The 17415-nt window shown below is 70.0% G+C and carries 14 protein-coding genes and 2 tRNA genes; 15 read left to right on the top strand and 1 reads right to left on the bottom strand.

The genetic code is table 11. From position 1 onward, the window contains the following. Positions 1-324 precede the first annotated feature (324 nt). The 14 genes from VGB24_RS10015 to VGB24_RS09950 all read left to right on the top strand — a co-directional run bounded on the left by VGB24_RS10015 (position 325) and on the right by VGB24_RS09950 (position 14816). A complete protein-coding gene (locus VGB24_RS10015; protein WP_331072805.1) occupies positions 325-1302 on the top strand; it encodes a mechanosensitive ion channel family protein in 978 nt (325 codons plus the stop codon). A 97-nt stretch (positions 1303-1399) separates the two neighbouring features. Next, positions 1400-2845, top strand: coding sequence for a cysteine--tRNA ligase (gene cysS / locus VGB24_RS10010; protein ID WP_331072804.1), 1446 nt, complete (start codon positions 1400-1402; stop codon positions 2843-2845). Positions 2846-3081: 236 nt separating this feature from the next. Further along, on the top strand, positions 3082-4074 hold the full coding sequence (locus tag VGB24_RS10005) for a class I SAM-dependent methyltransferase (protein WP_331072803.1): 993 nt from the start codon (positions 3082-3084) through the stop codon (positions 4072-4074). Between the two features lie 54 nt (positions 4075-4128). Continuing rightward, positions 4129-4201: transfer RNA gene (locus VGB24_RS10000), tRNA-Thr, on the top strand. A gap of 81 nt (positions 4202-4282) precedes the next feature. Then, positions 4283-4355, top strand: a tRNA-Gly gene (locus tag VGB24_RS09995). A gap of 307 nt (positions 4356-4662) precedes the next feature. Beyond that, complete coding sequence (locus VGB24_RS09990) at positions 4663-5838, top strand: GGDEF domain-containing protein (RefSeq protein ID WP_331072802.1); 1176 nt, start codon at positions 4663-4665, stop codon at positions 5836-5838. 230 nt (positions 5839-6068) lie between these two features. Then, a complete protein-coding gene (locus VGB24_RS09985; protein ID WP_331072801.1) occupies positions 6069-7301 on the top strand; it encodes a hypothetical protein in 1233 nt (410 codons plus the stop codon). Between the two features lie 51 nt (positions 7302-7352). After that, positions 7353-7601, top strand: a complete 249-nt coding sequence (locus tag VGB24_RS09980) for a hypothetical protein (RefSeq protein WP_331072800.1) — start codon at positions 7353-7355, stop codon at positions 7599-7601. Positions 7602-7810: 209 nt separating this feature from the next. Then, positions 7811-8245, top strand: coding sequence for a hypothetical protein (locus VGB24_RS09975; protein ID WP_331072799.1), 435 nt, complete (start codon positions 7811-7813; stop codon positions 8243-8245). 196 nt (positions 8246-8441) lie between these two features. After that, complete coding sequence (locus tag VGB24_RS09970; RefSeq protein ID WP_331072798.1) at positions 8442-11315, top strand: two-component regulator propeller domain-containing protein; 2874 nt, start codon at positions 8442-8444, stop codon at positions 11313-11315. 129 nt (positions 11316-11444) lie between these two features. Further along, the gene (locus VGB24_RS09965) at positions 11445-12146 is read left to right on the top strand and encodes a M23 family metallopeptidase (protein ID WP_331072797.1); all 702 of its coding nucleotides are present in this window, start codon (positions 11445-11447) and stop codon (positions 12144-12146) included. Positions 12147-12393: 247 nt separating this feature from the next. Next, entirely contained in the window at positions 12394-13536 is a 1143-nt protein-coding gene (locus VGB24_RS09960) for a type I restriction endonuclease (RefSeq protein ID WP_331072796.1), read from the top strand. A 52-nt stretch (positions 13537-13588) separates the two neighbouring features. Continuing rightward, entirely contained in the window at positions 13589-14335 is a 747-nt protein-coding gene (locus VGB24_RS09955) for a DUF4236 domain-containing protein (protein ID WP_331072795.1), read from the top strand. Positions 14336-14405: 70 nt separating this feature from the next. Next, a complete protein-coding gene (locus tag VGB24_RS09950; RefSeq protein WP_331072794.1) occupies positions 14406-14816 on the top strand; it encodes an SHOCT domain-containing protein in 411 nt (136 codons plus the stop codon). Positions 14817-14846: 30 nt separating this feature from the next. Here the strand turns inward: VGB24_RS09950 and VGB24_RS09945 are convergent, their stop codons facing one another. Next, positions 14847-15782: a YwqG family protein gene (locus VGB24_RS09945; protein ID WP_331072793.1), complete on the bottom strand. Its 936-nt coding sequence runs from the start codon at positions 15780-15782 to the stop codon at positions 14847-14849. 202 nt (positions 15783-15984) lie between these two features. Between VGB24_RS09945 and VGB24_RS09940 the strand changes: the two genes are divergently transcribed. Then, positions 15985-17415, top strand: a 1431-nt coding sequence (locus VGB24_RS09940; protein WP_331072792.1) for a hypothetical protein, incomplete at its 3' end; no start/stop codon positions are given.

Here is a 17415-nt window from a genome sequence, read left to right as displayed (position 1 = left end):
TCCCCCGCGGGGTTTGCGGGGGAAGGGCTGGGGATGGGGGGCGGCCGAGGCATGCGCCGACGCCGGTCGAAACGCTCCATCACTCGCCCCAAAAGCCGAGGCCCGCGCACCCGTGCCGCTGCCGCGCCCGGGCTGAGAAGTGGCGCAGGGTGGATCCTTCGGCCCGCGGCGGATGGTGCCCGGGCCGGTGCGGTGCGCCTGGGCCTCAGGATGACAGGCTGCCGGGCAGCGACCGCGAGGGTTGACACGCAAACCGCGCCTCGTCTACGTTCGCCCTTCCCGAGGCACCCTCGTTCCCAGCCCGAACCGCCGCGCCGCGCGCCGATGATCCAGGCAGACACCGTAGCCCTGGTAGAGCTCAGCCAACTCCGCGAGCGGTGGGCCGAGCGCTTCAGCTGGGATGCGCTGGCGGCGACGGGGCTGCAGGTGCTGGGCGCGCTGGTGGTGGGCTTCCTGGCCTACGCGCTGCTCGTGCTGGTCCTGCGCCGCGCCGAACGGGCCATCGGCACCCCGACCCCGGGCGTCATCTCGGCCCAGGAGCAGCGCGCCCGCACCCTGCTGAGCCTGATGCGCAGCGTGGGCGTGGTGCTGATCATCCTGGCCACCATCGTCATGATGCTCGGTGCGCTGGGCGTGAACGTGGGCCCGCTGCTGGCCGGCGCCGGCGTCATCGGCCTGGCGTTCTCGTTCGGCGCGCAGTCGCTGGTGAAGGACGTGATCACCGGCCTGTTCATGCTCTTCGAGAACCAGTTCGGCGTGGGCGACGTCATCCGCATCGAGGGCGTCAGCGGCGCGGTGGAAACCATCACCCTGCGCGTGGTGACGCTGCGCGACGTGCACGGGGTCGTCCACATCGTCCCCAACGGCGAGATCAAGAAGGTCAGCAACCTCACCCGCACCTGGTCGCGGGCGGTGCTGGACGTGAGCATCGCCTACCGCGAAGACCCCGACCGCGTGATGGGCGTGCTTCGCGACATCGGCCGCGAGCTGTACGAAGACCCCCAGTGGAAGCCGCTGATGGTGGAGCCGGTGGTGGTGCCGGGGATCGAGACGTTCGGCGAGTCTGCCCTCAGCATCCGCGTGATGGCCAAGACGCTGCCGCTGAAGCAGTGGGACGTGGCGCGCGAGCTCCGGCGGCGCATCAAGCTGCGGTTCGACCAGGAGGGGATCGAGATTCCCATCCCACACCAGACGGTGTACTGGGGCGAGGGGCAGAATCCCCCCGCCCTCTCGGCCGCGGGCGTCTCGGCGCCGGGCGACGCGGACGATCCTTCCTCCACGGACGGCGACGATGGACCCTAGCAGGCGATGTTGGCAGGCGGTGCGCTGAACACCGTTTCTTGCCGCGGGCGCACCGGTGCGCCCGCGATCGCCTGCCATCCATCGAAAGACCAGAGCCATGCCGCTGACGTTCTACAATACGCTCACCCGCCGCGAAGAAGAGTTCGTCCCCCTGCAGGAAGGAAAGGTGGGGATGTACGTGTGCGGCCCCACCGTGTACGCGGCGCCGCACATCGGCAACCTGCGCACGTTCTTCTTTTCCGACATCCTGCGGAAGTACCTGGAGTACCGCGGCTACGACGTCCGCTTCGTGATGAACCTGACGGATGTCGACGACAAGACGATCCGCGGGGCCATGCAGAAGGGCGTAAAGCTGAACGACTACACGCAGCCCTTCATCGACTCCCTCTTCCGCGACTTCGAGCAGCTGGGCATCCGCCGGGCAAACGTGCACCCGCGCGCCACGCACTACGTCGACGGGATGATCGACATCATCCGCCGGCTGGAGGAGCGCGGGCTGGCGTACGAGTCGGAGGGCTCGGTGTACTTCGACATCTCGGAGTTCGCCGGCTACGGCAAGCTGTCGAAGGTGGACGTTTCCGCCGGCCGCCGCGGCGAACGGGTGGCCGCGGACGAGTACGACAAGGACGACGTCCGCGACTTCGTGCTGTGGAAGTCGGTGAAGCCCGAGGACGAGGAAGTCGGCGCCGTCTGGGACACACCGTGGGGGAGGGGGCGGCCCGGCTGGCACATCGAGTGCTCGGCCATGTCGTTCGCCGAGCTGGGAGAGACGTTCGACATCCACGCGGGCGGCGTGGACCTGGTGTTTCCCCACCACGAGGACGAGATCGCCCAGTCGGAGGGCGCCACGGGCAAGGAGTTCGTGCGCTACTGGCTGCACGGCGAGTTCCTGCTGCTGGACGGCGGGAAGATGGCCAAGTCCACCGGCAACATCTTCAACCTGGGCGACCTGGTGGAGCGGGGCATCCGGCCCTCGTCCATCCGCTACCTGTTCCTGACGGCGCACTACCGCAGCAAGCTCAACTTCACCTTCGAGGGGCTGGCCTCGGCGGCCGAGGCGGTGCGCCGCATCCGCGACGCGCGCGACCGCCTGCGCGAGCACCCGGCCGCGCGCGACCCCGATCCCACGGACACGCCGTCGCTGCACACCGCGGCGGACGAGGCGCTGGCGGCGTTCACGGCGGCCATGGACCAGGACCTGAACACCAGCGTGGCGCTCGCGACGTTGCACGAGCTGGTGAACCGGGTGAATGCGCGCCTGCACGAACTGGGGACGGCCGCCATCAGCCACGCGGAGCGCGACGCGGCACTGCGGGCGTTCGAGCGCATCGACTCCGTCTTCGGCTTCATCGCCCTGTCGGAAGCGGAGAGCGCGGTCGCGGAGGACGTGTCCGCATGGGTGGAGGAGCGGATCGCGGCGCGGCAGGCGGCCCGCAAGGCGCGCGACTTCGCCCAGGCCGACGCCCTCCGCGACGAGATCGTCGCGCGCGGCATCGTGCTCGAGGACACGCCGCAGGGCCCGCGCTGGCGTGTGGACGCGTGACGAGTGCGTGAGTGCGTGAGTGCGTGAGTGCGTGAGTGCGTGAGTGCGTGAGTGCGTGAGTGCGTGAGTGCGTGAGCGGCGTCCGGACTGTCATCCTGAAGGAGCGGCCACACCCGAGCCGTCGCTACTCCAAACCATGCAGCGACTGAAGGATCCGCCACACACTCCGCTCCGAGCGCCGGCAGCAGGGTGAACGCCGAGTCCCGGAGCGGACCGACCCACGATCCGGCTCTCCGATGACAATCCCCAACGCAGTCGCGGAGCGAGACCCGATGTGGGAAGAGGTCCCCGAATGCGGCGCGTGCGGATCGGACCGCTGGCGCGCGGCGGGCGAGGTGTGCGGAAAGCGCTTCGCCCGCTGCGCGGAGTGCGGCGTCGTGCGGCTGTACGACCGCGTGGCCGCCAGCCAGCTGCACCGGCTGTACGCGGGCTACTATCCGGACGAGGACCCGTCGCCCGAGGAACTGCGCAGCCACCTCGCGAACCCCACCTTCGCGCACCGCCGCACGCGGCTGGAGGCGGCGATGCCTCCATCGCGCCGCCGCATTTTCGAGGTGGGGTGCGGCGACGGCAACTTCCTGGCGTACCTGCGCGGACATGAATGGCAGGTGCACGGCTCGGAGTACGATCCCCACACGGTGGAGCTGGTCCGCCGGCGCCACGGCATCGAGCTGTTCACGGGCGACGTGGTGGGCGGGGCCCCGGCGGGCGCGCCGTTCGACGTCGTCGCGGCGTACCACGTCCTGGAGCACGTGTACCAGCCCGCCGAGTGGCTGCGCGCGCTGCGGCGGATGCTGCGTCCCGGCGGCGTCGTCCACCTGCAGGTGCCCAACCACGGCTCGCTCACCCGCAAGCTGACCGGCGCTGCGTGGGGATCGGTCATGTTTCCGCAGCACGTGTACTTCTACTCGCCGCGAACCCTTGCCGCGCTGCTGCGGCGCGAGGGCTTTACGCCCCTGTCGACCACCACGTGGGACCCGTGGCACGGCCCGGGCGCCGTCGCGGGTTCGCTGGTGAACGTCGTCCGGCGGGGCACGGGGCGCGGGCTGCCCTGGTCGGACGCGCTCGGAGCGGAGGATCGGGTGGACGCATCCGCCGGGGAGGCGCCGGCGCGCGGCCGTCCGAGCCTGGGACGGCGGGTGCTGGACGGGGTGGCGGCGCGGGCTGCGCGCGTGGAGGCGCTGGCCGGCGCGGGGGCGGTGGTGGACGTGATCGCGAGGGCCGGGTAGCCGCGCGCGGGGTAGTCAAACCAGGGCGGCTTGATTAACTTCGTCCGCTGTTCCGCCACCTTAGCTCAGCTGGTAGAGCACTCGATTTGTAATCGAAAGGTCGTCGGTTCGATCCCGACAGGTGGCTTTCTGGATGGAACGCCGCGGATTGCGGACCAGCCTGGATTTCATTAGTTTTGTGTTCGCCAGCGCCCCTGCGCCGGTGTTCGCGGGAGTAGCTCAGTTGGTAGAGCGTCAGCCTTCCAAGCTGAATGTCGCCGGTTCGAGCCCGGTCTCCCGCTCTGGTCGACTCGAAGCCCCGGCCCTGTTCAGGTGCCGGGGTTTCGACGTTCGGACACGGATCGCCGGACGGTGGAGGGCCTGTTTGCGCCTGCCGCATGGCTGCGGCTGCTGGCGAATCGGGTTCGATCATCCGGCTGTCCCTTTGGCGTGCGTCGCACGCAGGCGCGCCGCAGCGGACCCAGCTGAACGCCGCGTTGCTTGGGCGGCGACGTTCCCGCTTCTCGAATGCCTCCCCCGGCACGCCTGGCCGGCGTCCGGACGGCACCCTGCCGTACCGCCGCCACCGCGGAACCCCGAAATAGTCGCATGGAACTCCTCCTCTGGCGCTGGAGCACCACCGCGCAGATCGCGTCGGCGGTGGTGATCGCGGTGTTCTTTCTGGTGCTCGCCCGCTCCGTCCGCCGCGTGGAGCTGCGGCCGTGGGTGGCCGCGTGGATCGCCAACCTCGCCGCGCTGTGCGTGACCATCACCTTCTGGTTCTGGCAGCCGAACTCGCCCTTGGCGTTCGTGATGCTGCGCAGCGGCTACTTCTTCGCCAAGACGCTGTTCGTGCTGCTGCTGGCGGCAGGGGCATGGCGCTTCGTGCGGAATCCGCTGCCGCCTCGCACGATGCGCATCGCCATGGTGGCGCTGGCGGTCGCGGCGGCGGGGGCGGCGGTGGTGGCGGATTCCATCAGCAAGGTGGGCGTGGTGCAGTCGACGGTTACGGCCGCGGTGCTGGGCGCGTCGGCCGTGTTCCTGCTCGCCCGGCGCGTCCCCGGCGCGGAGTGGCTCGCCGCCGGCTTCGCGCTGCGCACCCTGCTCGCCATCGCTGAAACCATGGCCTACGCGACGCAGCTGCGTCCCGGCGACGGAGCGAAATACCGGGAGATCGGCATCTTCCTGGCAGCGCACTCGTCGTTCGATACAGGCGCCGAGTGGGTGATTGCGCTGGGGTGCGTGCTGGCCCTGTATCGGACCATCCAGCAGGAACTGGTGCAGAGCAACCGCGAGCTGCTGAAGGCCAAAGAGGTGCTGCAGGAACTGGTGGACCGCGACCCGCTGACGGGGCTGGCCAACCGCCGCGGACTACCGGCCATCCTACGCGCCGTGTTTCCCACCGGTGCGACGGTATTCTTCTTCGACCTCAACGACTTCAAGGAGATCAACGACTCGTACGGGCACCAGGCGGGCGACGACTGCCTCAAGGGGTTCGCGCGGGCGCTGCAGTCGTGCTTTCGCCCCGAGGACCACGTGGTGCGCTACGCGGGCGACGAGTTCGTGGTGGTGGCGCCGGCAGCGGAGCCGTCGCAGCTGGCGAACCGCCTGGAACTGCTGAGCGATCGGCTCTGGGCCATGCGTGCGGAGGGGCCGGAGATCCGCTTTTCCGTGGGGCAGTCCTACCTGGCCGCGCATGGCGAGCCCGAAGCCGCACTCCGCGCCGCCGACGAGGCCATGTACCGCGACAAGGCCAACAAGCCGCGCCGCCTTCGGGCCGTGTAGCGCCGTCACCGGCGACGGCAACTTCCTGGCGTACCGCCGCGGAAATGGATGTCGGGTGCACGGCTCGGAGTACGATCCCGACACGGTGGAACTGGTGCGCCGGCGCCACGCATGCCGGCCCGGCTCATCTTTGCGAGCGTAACCACTGGGGGGCGAAGAACGTGGACACTGCACGACATGCCGCCAAGCGGGCGTCGGATCGTACGGCCGCGAGACACAGGCGAGCCTGGGTGGTGATGGCCGCGCTCGCGGGCTGCACTTCCGGGATGAGCGACAGCGGCCGCCATGCTCCAGGCGTAGGCTGCACCACCCGGGAGGTTTCGAGGGATACCCTCGTCGTCGAGGGAGGTCGTGAGTTCTACGTGGGAGTGACGACGATGGCGCATTCCCGGGGGGAGGTGCTCATCGCCGGGTGGCCTGCCTACCTGTCTGGCCGCAGCGACGACGGCCGGCCCATCCGAACCCCCGCGGACAGCATCCTGGGAGTGATCTTCAGTTCCGGACGGCCGGCCACGACGATTCGTACGCCGTCCGATGCGCATACGATCGGCGGTGTTCGCGCACTTGCCCGGCCTGACGGAGCCTGGGACGTGGTATTCGCGGATCTGAGTTCTACCGCGCCGGAGGGTGCCGCGCAGCGCGACACCGCCAGCCGGCTCTGGTACGGCGTATACGACGGGCGGCGGTGGAAGTCGCTCGAGGAGATCCCCACTCCGGGCGGGTTCACGATCCACCCGCTCAAGGGGACGCAGCTCGTCAGATCGGGCGACGTACTGTCGTGGGCCGTGCGCACGACGCGCCCGGGGTATCACCCCGATGTCCTGGTGTTCCACCGGAAAGACGGCGCATGGCTTTCCGAGACCGTCGGTGTCCCCGCAACCGCATACATAGAGATGGCGCACCTGGGCGGGGCGGGGCCTGTCCTGGCTGCCGTTCATGGTGACACCTCGATCCGAACGGGTGACACGAATTCCCTGTTCCTCTACTCACGTGATTCCGTCTGGCGCGGCGTGGGCCGCGTGGCGCTGGGAGGAGCAGCCCCGGTACATCATCCGTCGTTGCATACGGACAGCGGCGCCGTGCTGACGTGGTATGTTCACACGCCGGCGGGCAACCAGGTCCGGGTGGCGAGAAGCCCTGCCGAAACGCCATCCAACGAGGTTTCCGTACTCGACTCTGCGTATTCCGGCGGCCGCGCCGTCGTATCCATGCGTCTTGCTGCGGGGTCCGTGTGGGTAGTGAATCACCGTGCAGCGGGCCGCGAGCGCGCACAGCTACGGTTCCTCCGGCGCGCCGGCCGGCAGGCGAACGAAGTCGCGCGTTGGGAGAGTCCATTCGAATCGAACATCAGAGGCATTCCGACCGGCGACTCGGATATGCTGCTGGCCGGCGGGTCGATCCGAACTCGCGACAGCATACCCATCTCTCTGCTCGTGCGGGTGCGTCTGAACTGTGGCAAGTGAACCACCTCCAAACGGAGAAGGTCACCGTGCGCGGCGGATAGCCTTGAGCCATTGTCGAAGAAGCCAACTCAACAGACGGGCGACAACGTGCGAAGAGTAGTGGTGGGATTGTTCAGCCTCATGGCCCTGGCAGGAGGACGCACCATCCTCGTGCTCGCCTATGAAGCGTTTCGCGTCGACCAGGTGCGCGGAACGTCGGCGCCGGGCGGCGCGATCTTCCTCGCGCTCGCGGGTCTCACCCTGCTGGCAGGGGGAATCTTCGGCCTGTGGCGGGCGATCACGGGGTATCGCGAGCGCTGAGGTCCACCACACGCACCACGGCCTCCTGCCTCACCCCCGGCACCGGCGGCCACATGCGCAGCGCGGGGCCGACGCGCGTCGTGCATGGCTTCGGCACGGCTACGCTGCGTCTCGGCCTGGAGATCGCGTATCGGTAATCCGCGGTCAGACAGCCGCTTACCGGCCCGGCGGCACTTTGGCTGCGAATTACCCGTCACGAAGGACATGGTATGCGAAAGATATTGATGGCCGTCGCATGTGGAGCGCTGGCCGCCTGCGCCTCGAACTCGCCGCGCGTGATCTCGGCCCCGGCCCAGGCAGGCGCCCTCGACTGCGCCATGCGGACGATGGCCGGCCTGGGCTACAATCCCATCCAGGGCGGGGTGGCCGACGGATACGTCAAGTTCGACCGGTTCCGCGGATCGAACACCGGGCAGCGCGCCGCGGCCGCGCTCCCCGGCGTAGGCCGCCCCACGGACGGCGACTACGTGCTGGTGAGCACCGCCGCCAACACGTTCCGCGTTTCCGTCTCGGCCTACAAGATGATCGACGGAGCGACGCGCACGTACGGGCCCAGCAGCGAGGCCGTGGGGCACGGCGAGATGCTGGTGGCCACGTGCGCGAGCCCGGCGAACCCGGCGGCGGGCCAGCCCAGCTCCCGCTGACGCGGATTGCGGCAACGCGAAGCCCCGGTGCCGCCCAGGCGCCGGGGCTTCGCGCGTCGTGGCGGCGCTCGACGCGCGCCGTGTCGCGGCGCGCCGCGATCCGCTACTTTGGTGCGACTCGCGACAAACGCTTCCTCCCCCTGGTCCCGTGCCCCTCCGGATGCCATCCCTCCGCGTCCGCAAACACCTCGCTTGGATGAGGCCACCGGCCGGATCGTGGTCGCGTGGGTTCGCCGCCGTGCTGCTCGCGGTGTCGCACGCCGCCGCGCAGCCCGCGCGTTCCCCCGCGGAAGATCCACCCCGCTTCACCATCACGGGGTGGAGCACGGAGCACGGCCTTCCCTCCAACGTCGCCCGCGACATCCGCCAGACGCCCGACGGCTACCTGTGGCTGGCCTCGTTCGAGGGGCTGGTGCGCTTCGATGGCGTCGCGTTCCGCTCCTTTGCCGAGGCAGAGATCCCGGGGCTGGCCCGCGCCAGCTTCCGTCGCCTGGCCGTGGACCGGCGGGGCGCGCTGTGGGCCGCCAGCGAAACGGGCGGCGTCGTCCGCTGGGCGGGGGGCGAGTGGAGGGTGTTCACCACCCGAGACGGGCTGACGAGCGACCGGGTGACCGCGCTGCTCCCCGACCCGGACGGCTCCCTGTGGGTGGGCACGCGCGCGGGGGTCAGCCGCATCGCGGGCGAGCAGGTGACGCGGCTGGCGCTCCCCGCGGGCGAGCCGGAGCCGGCGGCCACCGCGCTGGCGCTGGACGGGGAGGGCGGTCTGTGGATCGGCACCGTCGCCTCGGGCGTGCTGCGCCACCGCGGGGGTGCGCTGACGCGGATCATGCGCCGCGACGGGCTGGGCGACGACCGGGTGACGGCGCTGCGCACGGACCGCGATGGCGCGGTGTGGGTGGGGACGTTCGCGGGCGTGGCGCGCATCCACCAGGGCCGGGTCACCCGTCCGGGGGCGGCGAGCGCCGCGCGTCCATCCCCCGTCAACGACCTGCTGCAGGATCCGGACGGCGCCTGGTGGCTGGCGGCGGACAACGGGCTCTTCCGCCTCCAGGGCGACCGCATCACCCCCGTGCCGCGGCCCGACGGCGAGGCGTTCACCCAGGTGGAGGGGCTGGACGCCGACCGCGAGGGGAACGTGTGGATCGGCTCGCGCCAGGGCGGGCTCTTCCGCCTGCGCCGCCCCGTGGTGCGCATGCTCACCAGCCGCGAGGGGCTGCCCCACGACTTTGCCGCCGCCATCACCGGCGACGCCGCGGGCGGGGCGTGGATCGCGACGCGCGGCGGCGTCGTCCATCGGTCCGCCGGGGGCCCGGTGGCGTACACCCGGGCCAGCGGCGCGCTGCGCGACGACGTGGCGCGCGACGTCCTGCGCGACCGGGCTGGCGACGTGTGGGTGGCCTCCAACAGCGGCCTCACGCGGCTGCGGGGCGGCGGCGCGACGACGTACACCGTGCGCGAGGGGCTTCCCGACGATCGCGTGCGGGTGGTGCTGGAGGACCGGGCGGGCGCGCTGTGGGTGGGCACGTACAACGGCCTCGCGCGGCTGGCGGACGGGAAGTGGACGCACTTCGGCCCACGGCAGGGGCTGCCGGACGGCTACGTGCTTTCCCTTCACCAGGACCGGGCCGGCACGCTCTGGGTGGGCACCCAGTCCGCGGGGCTCTTCCGGCTGGACGGGGCGCGCTTCGTACCGGGCCCCGCGGCGCTCGCGGGCCAGCCGGTCTTCCGCATGATGGACGACGCCGACGGCACGCTGTGGGTGGGAACCTCGCGCGGGCTGGCGCGCCTCCGAGCCGGCCATGTGGCGCTGTTCACCACGCGCAACGGGCTTCACGGCAACACCGTGTTCCAGGCGCTGGACGACGGCGCGGGTGCGCTCTGGCTCACCGGACCGTGGGGGATCGCCCGGGTTCCGCGGCGCGACCTGGAGGCCGTGGGCGCGGGGCGGACGCGGATGGTGAACGCCAACGTTTTCGGGATCAGCGACGGGCTGGCGGCGCGGGAGGTCTCGTCCATCGGCGGGGCGTGGCGCGCACCGGACGGCGTGCTCCACTTTCCGACACCGGCCGGCGTGGCGCTGATCGATCCCCGCCGGCTGCTGCGCACCGCGGTGCCGCTGCAGGCGCTGATCGAGCGTGTGGTCACCAGCGACGGCGAGTCCAGCGGCGCGCGGGACGTGGTCGCCGCGCCGGGCCGGCACCGGCTGGAGATCCACTTCACGGCGCCCAGCTTCGTGTCGCCGGACGAGCTGCGGTTCCGCTACCGGCTGGCGGGGTTCGACGGTGGATGGGTGGACGGCGGCACGCGACGCGACGCGTTCTACACCAACGTGCCGCCGGGCCGCTACCGCTTCCACGTGCAGGTGCGCAACGAGGACGGGGTGTGGAGCGGCAACACGGCATCGGTGGCGCTGCGGCTGCAGCCCTACTTCTGGCAGACGCGGTGGTTCTACGCCCTCGCCATCCTCCTGCTGGCGGCGGCCATCTTCGGGCTGCACCGGCTGCGGGTGCGGGCCGCGGAGTTCGCCTCGCGCGAAGAGGTGCTGCGCGCCATGTCGCTGCGCGACGAATTGACCGGCCTCTACAACCGCCGCGGCCTGCTGGCGCTGGCGGAGCAGCAGATCCAGACGTCGGTGCGGCAGCGCGTGGGCTTTCACGTGCTGTTCGTGGACCTGGACCACCTCAAGCAGATCAACGACTCCCTGGGCCATGCGCAGGGCGACCAGGCGCTGCGCGACGCCGCGGGGCTGCTGCGCTCCACCTTCCGCAAGTCGGACGTGGTGGCGCGCCTGGGGGGTGACGAGTTCGCCGTCCTGGTCATCGGCCGTACCCCCGGAGATGCGTCGCCTCGCGGGGCGGAGGTGGCCATCTCGCGGCTGTACGACGCTATCGAGCACCACGTCGCCACCGTCCGCCGGCCCTACACCCTGTCGATGAGCGTCGGGGCCAGCCGCTTCGATCCCGAGGCCCCGGCCACGCTGGAGGCCCTTCTCCAGCAGGCGGACCAGCAGATGTACGCCGACAAGCGCATCCGCTCCGGCCCGCGCGCCACCCCCGGCCTCCCCGGCTGAATCTCGCCGCACGGAAGCAGGTGTAGGTTATTGCCCCGCATCGCGTTAGATTGATCGTGGCCCTGGCGCGCGACGCGCCCCGCCGGCCGGAAACCTTTCCGGCAAGCCATTCGTGCGGGCGGTGCCATCATGCGAAGCTCCCGGTTCCTGCTGCCCTTTTCACTCGGGGCAATCTCGATGCTCGGCCTGGTGCTCGCCGTCACCTGGTCGGCACCCGAGACGTTGGACCGCCTTCACGCGGCCCTCGGCTACCAGCACCCACCGTCCGCCGCCGGTTCGCCGGCTCCCGCGGCGACTCCCGCCGCCGCCGAACCTCGCGTCGTCATCGCGGCCCCCACGGCCGTACCCGCCGGACCGCCGCCCTCGCCTGCGGAGGTCGTACTCCCCGCAGCCGTTCCCGGGAACGCGCTCGGGCTGCTGATTCCCGTGCAGGGCGTGCTGGCCGCGAGCCTGGTGAATACGTACGACCAGGCGCGTGGACAGGGCCGGCGCCACGACGCCATCGACATCATGGCGCCGCGCGGCACGCCGGTGCTGGCGTCGTCGGACGGGGTGGTGATGAAGCTGTTCCGGAGCGTCCGCGGCGGCATCACGCTCTACGAGCTGGCGCCCGACCGCCGCACCATCTACTACTACGCGCACCTGGACCGCTACGCGCCGGGGATGGTGGAGGGCAGGGCGCTGCGCCGCGGCGAGGTGCTGGGCTACGTGGGCGATACCGGCGACGCCGTGCCCGGCAACTATCACCTGCACTTCGAAGTGTCGACTACGGCCGATCCCAAGAAGTACTGGGGCGGCGTACCCCAGAACCCGTATCCCCTGCTGCGGTAGCGCTGGCCGTTGTCCGCCTGGACGCGGAATCCAACGGCCGATCGTCGCTCGACGTGAATGCAACGGCGCCGCCGCTCCCTTCGTGGGGGCGGCGGCGCTTCTTCAAATCCGATCTGGCCTGGCTGGAACTGGTGGCCCACCGCGATCGGGAGAAATTCGAGCGGCGGGACCGACAACGTAGCAGAGATGGAGGTGCCCCGCCGCCCTCTGCCGTCGTGTCGCGATCCCCGAACCCTCCGCAGAACGCATGTCCGACGATTTTCGCGCCTCACTGATTGCCCACGCCAGGATCGCCATCGACCGATCCGGGCGTGCGGCGACAGAAGCCGCCACCAACCAGTACCTCGTCCTGCCCTTCATCCAGTTCCTGGGATACGATCCGCTGGACCCCGACGAGGTGGTGCCGGAATCCCACGCGTCGTTCTCCGACAAGTTCAAGAACCGGGTGGATTACGCGATTTGCCAGGCGGGCACCCCGGTGATCGCCATCGAGTGCAAGAAGGTCGGCGCGTTGAGCGAGGTCAACCGCGGGGAGCTGAAGGGCTACTTCAACGCGGTCCCCACGGTAAAGCTCGGGATCCTGACGGATGGCCTCGTCTACCAGCTGTATACCGACACGGGGCTGGAGAACATGATGGACGACCAGCCGTTCGCCATCCTGAACCTGGCAGACGTGGCGGAAGAGCGGGTGAGCGACACGGAGCTCGACGCGCTGCTCCGCGTGCGGAAGGGCACCTTCAACCCCGCCAACGTGGGGTCGGATGCCCGACGCAAGATCTACGTGGGCGCCTACATGGACGCACTCGACAAGGCGCTCTCGGACCCGGACGAGCGCTTCGTGCGGACCCTTCTGGAGATGGCCAACATCGAGGGCCGGCGCACCACGAAGATGGTGGAGGAGCACGCGCCGATCGTCCGCGAAGCCGCGCAGGCCCTGCTGGACCGCAAGATCCTCGCGCGCGTAGGCTTCGCCGAACGGACGGACCTGGTGCGCGTGCCCGACGTGGTCGCCGCACCCGTCTCGGCGGCGGAAACCGGGGAGCCCACACCAGCCGCCACGAGCGGCACCGGCGTCGTCACCACGGACGTGGAGATGCGCGTGTGGGACTACGTGCGCACCCGCCTGCCGTTCCTGATCGCGGGAGATGAAGAGCTGTTCGCGAAGCTGGGCAACGTCTCGAGCGTGGATTACAAGACGGTCTACTGCGTCTTCTACAGGCAGGAGCGGAAGGGGCGGATCTTCAACTTCTGGGAAGGCCGTGGCCCCGCGCCGTACCGCTTCGAATTCCCGGCTGCGGAGGGCAGCGTTAGCGTGGAGACGGACAACCTCGCCGACATCGACGCGCACCTGCTCGCCACCTATCGCCGCCGCGTCGAGGAAATGGGCTGAGGGCGAGCACGGTACCGGCGGATCGGAGCACTCCTTCCAGCACGGCGGCTTTATGGCATTCCGCTTCAGAAAAAGCTTCAGGATCGCGCCGGGCTTGCGCATCAACGTGTCGACGTCGGGACTGAGCACCACGCTCGGGACCCGCGGGATGAACGTCACCACGGGCCGGCGCGGCACCTTCCTGAACGCGGGAATTCCGGGAACCGGCGTGAGCGCGCGCGGCCGGCTCGGCGGTGGGGGCGGCTCGCTCGCGGGCGGCGGCGATGAGGGAAAAGCGGGCGGCTGTGGCTGCGTGGGAGCCGGCGTCGCGGGGTTCTTCCTGCTGGTGCTCGCCGGCCTGTGTGGCGACGCGACCACGCCCGACACGCCGTACGCTGCCAACCCGCCCGCGTACCTCCAATCATCCTCGGCCTACTCGGGCAGCGACAGCGAAGCGGCGTACACGGGCTCACGCGACGACTTCTACGTGCACGGCTCGATGAACGTACGGTCGCAGCCGAACAAATATGCCGCCGTGGTGCGCACGCTGTCTCGCGGGGACCGGGTTAGCCTCGGACCCAAGGACGCGAACGGCTGGGCGCCACTGTTCGATTACGCCGGGAGGCAGACGGGGTTCGTGTACCGGGCCAGCGACCTGGTGCGAACGCAGGCGCCGCCGACGCGGTACTCGGCAACCGCCGGATCGTCCCGCCGTTCCAGCGCGGAGTCGCGCGGCTACTACACCGGCCCGCGGGGCGGCTGCTACACCTACAGTTCATCCGGACGCAAGCGGTACGTCGATCGCTCCCTCTGCAACTGAGGAGCAGGCGCAGATCACCAGCACGTAAATCCGGAACGAGATCTACACCCACCTTCAGCCATAGACCGACATGGGATTCTTCATCTTTTTCCTTATCGTCATCTTCATCATCGTCGCCATTGTAAGCGCAAATGGAAAGGCAGCGGCGTTGGAAGCAGCCCGGCAGGCGTACCAGAACAGTCTCACCAAGCTGAAGAACCAGCCGACAAATGCCGATTTGAAGCAGCAGACCCTGGCCCTCGGACGTGCTTACTCGAACCTCACGCGAGATTCCAAGGGTGTCACGATGTTTGACGAGGTAGCGCTCTCGAACGACATCAGTGCAGCGTGCGCTGGTGCGACGGCTCGTCTCGTCGCCAGTCCCGACGTGCGCGATACCCCTGAGGGGCGGCTGGAGAAGCTCGCGGCACTGCGTACGCGCGGACTCGTCGACGATCAGGAGTATCAGACGGAGCGCCGCCGCATCCTGGGCGAGATCTGATGCGGCTGCACTGCGCGTTGCAGGGCGACGCTACGTGCAATCCCAGTGGAAGATGACGGTCGAGAAGTCCCGCATCAGCAGATCGCGGCGGCGGATCATGAACGCGGCCTCGCCAACGTCGCCCCACATGATGTTGCGGTCCGAGGTCAGCCGCAGCAGCGTGCGATCGAATTCGTCGTACCGGCCGGGTGCGCGGAAATCGTACTGCGTGTAGACAGGGTGGCCGCCCACGTGGTGCACCTCCGGCGTCTGGTTGTGCTCGTACACGTAGTCCTGGAGCTCGTCGATCCCCGGCCGCCGAAGCTGGCCCTTCAGGCGCTCGTCGATGCGCCAATCGGTAGGGTCCGGCCGGTGTACCGCCGCTCGCCCGGCCAGCGGCAGGCCGGAGTGGCGGACCTCCGCTCGCTCCCACGGGGTGGTTTCGTCGGTCCGCCCGGGCGCTGGGCAGAGGCGCCCACCCTCCAGCGCGTCCGGGCGCCAGATGACGCGAATTCGGCCGCGGGTGAGATCGTCGAACTCGGCGCCGAACAGATCGTCGGTGCCCACGAAGAACTGCAGCAGCCCCGACTCCGGAAAGTCGGGCAGCGGCGGCAACTCCGCGAAATCCACCTGCGCCACGAACTCCAGGGGAGCGCCGCTTTCGTCCGTTGGCCACACCTCACCGTCCTGGAGCCAGACGGGCCCGCCGATTCGCGTGCCCGCCGCCGCCACCGGCCGCTCGGGAGCAGGGAGCAGCTCCACCGCCGGCAGGGCGAGCGAGTCGAACCAGGCCTTGAACTCCTCGATCTCCTCGGGCCTCACGGGTGACACGTCCGGGTTCTCCGCCGCGAGTTCCGCGCGGTACCGGGCCATTTCCGCGGCTACCCTGGGGCGGTTGCGGCGCACGCGAAGCCACTCGGCGATCTCCCGGCGAAAGGCGAAGGCCATGCCCGCGACCAGCATGGGAATGAAGATGTAGAGGTTCACGTGGGCATGCGTGGCGAGAGTCTGCAGGCCAGGACGGGGCGGTCCGGCACGTTAGGATCGCGCGGCAGCCGGTGTCAATCGATCCCTGGATCGGCGCGTCCGCGCGCTCCGGATGGCCGCCACTGGCACCCACGGGCCTGCCCGCTTCATATTGCGGGCGATCCCATTCGGCACAGGGACCGCCACCCCGGAGAATCGCATCATGAAGTTGCGCAACGCACTCGTGCTCGGCCTGCTGCTTCCCGCCGCCCCGCTCGCGGCCCAGCAGCCCGAAGACCCGTTCCAGTGGCTGGAAGAGGTGGAGGGCGCCCGCTCGATGGAGTGGGTGCAGGCCCACAACCGCGCCACGACCGAGGAACTGGAGCAGCACCCCGCCTACCGCCCCATCTACGACCGCACGCTGCAGATCCTGAACTCGCGCGAGCGCATCGCCTTTCCCGACGTGCGCGGTGAGTGGATCTACAACTTCTGGCAGGACCAGGAAAAGCCGCGCGGCGTATGGCGCCGCACCCGCTGGGACAGCTACCTGAGCTCCACGCCGCAGTGGGAAACGGTGCTCGACGTGGACTCGCTCGCCCGCGCCGAGTCGGTGGCCTGGTCCTGGGCCGGCGCCAGCTGCCTGGAGCCGCAGGAGCGCCTGTGCCTGGTGCGCCTGTCGCGCGGCGGCGCCGACGCCGTGCAGGTGCGCGAGTTCGACACGCAGGCCCGCCGCTTCGTGGAGGGCGGATTCTTCCTTCCCGAGGCCAAGCAGAGCATCGCCTGGCGCGGCTCCGACGCGCTGATCGTGGCGCGTGACTTCGGTGAGGGGACCATGACCACCTCGGGCTATCCGCGCAGCGTTCGCCTGTGGCACCGCGGAACGCCGCTGCAGTCCGCCACTACGCTGATGGAGGTGCCGGCCACGGACATGGGCGTGTGGGCCGCGTCCATCCGCACGGCCGACCGCACCTGGTACGCCGTATCGCACCGGCCCAGCTTCTTCGAGGGAACCATGCACCTGCTGCAGGGCGACCGGCTGGTGAAGCTGGACCTGCCGCTGGACGCCGACCTGTCGCTGGTGCGCGACCAGATGGCCGTGTACCTGCGCTCCCCCTGGCAGACGGGGGGCACCACCCACCCGGCCGGGTCGCTCATCGCCATGCCCATCGAGCGCTTCCTCGCCGGGCAGCGCAACTTCCAGGTGGTGGTGCAGCCGGGCGAGCGCTCCACCATCCAGGACGTTTCCGCCACGCGCGACTTCCTGCTGGTGAGCATGCTGAACAACGTGCGCGGCGAGCTGCGCAAGTTCTCGCTGCGCGACGGCCGCTGGACGGGCGAAACGGTGCCCGCGGCGGGGGTGGGAAGCGTGGGCGTGGCGGCGACGTCGCCCGACCACAACCGCTTCTTCTTCTCGTTCACCGGCTTCACCCAGCCCACCACGCTCTTCCTTTCCGACGAGCGCGGCGTGCGCGAGGTGCGGCGCCTGCCGGCCATGTTCGATGCCGCCGGCCTGGTGACCGAGCAGTTCGAAGCCACTTCCAAGGACGGCACCCGCGTTCCGTACTTCGTGGTCCGCAAGGAAGGCGTGGCGCTGGACGGCACCAATCCCACGCTGCTGTACGCGTACGGCGGCTTCGAGGTGGCGCAGACGCCG

The organism is Longimicrobium sp. (assembly GCF_036399935.1).
Lineage (GTDB): Bacteria > Gemmatimonadota > Gemmatimonadetes > Longimicrobiales > Longimicrobiaceae > Longimicrobium.
The sequence above is the reverse complement of the archived record's forward strand: the minus strand, read 5'-3'. Positions and strand labels throughout refer to the sequence as shown.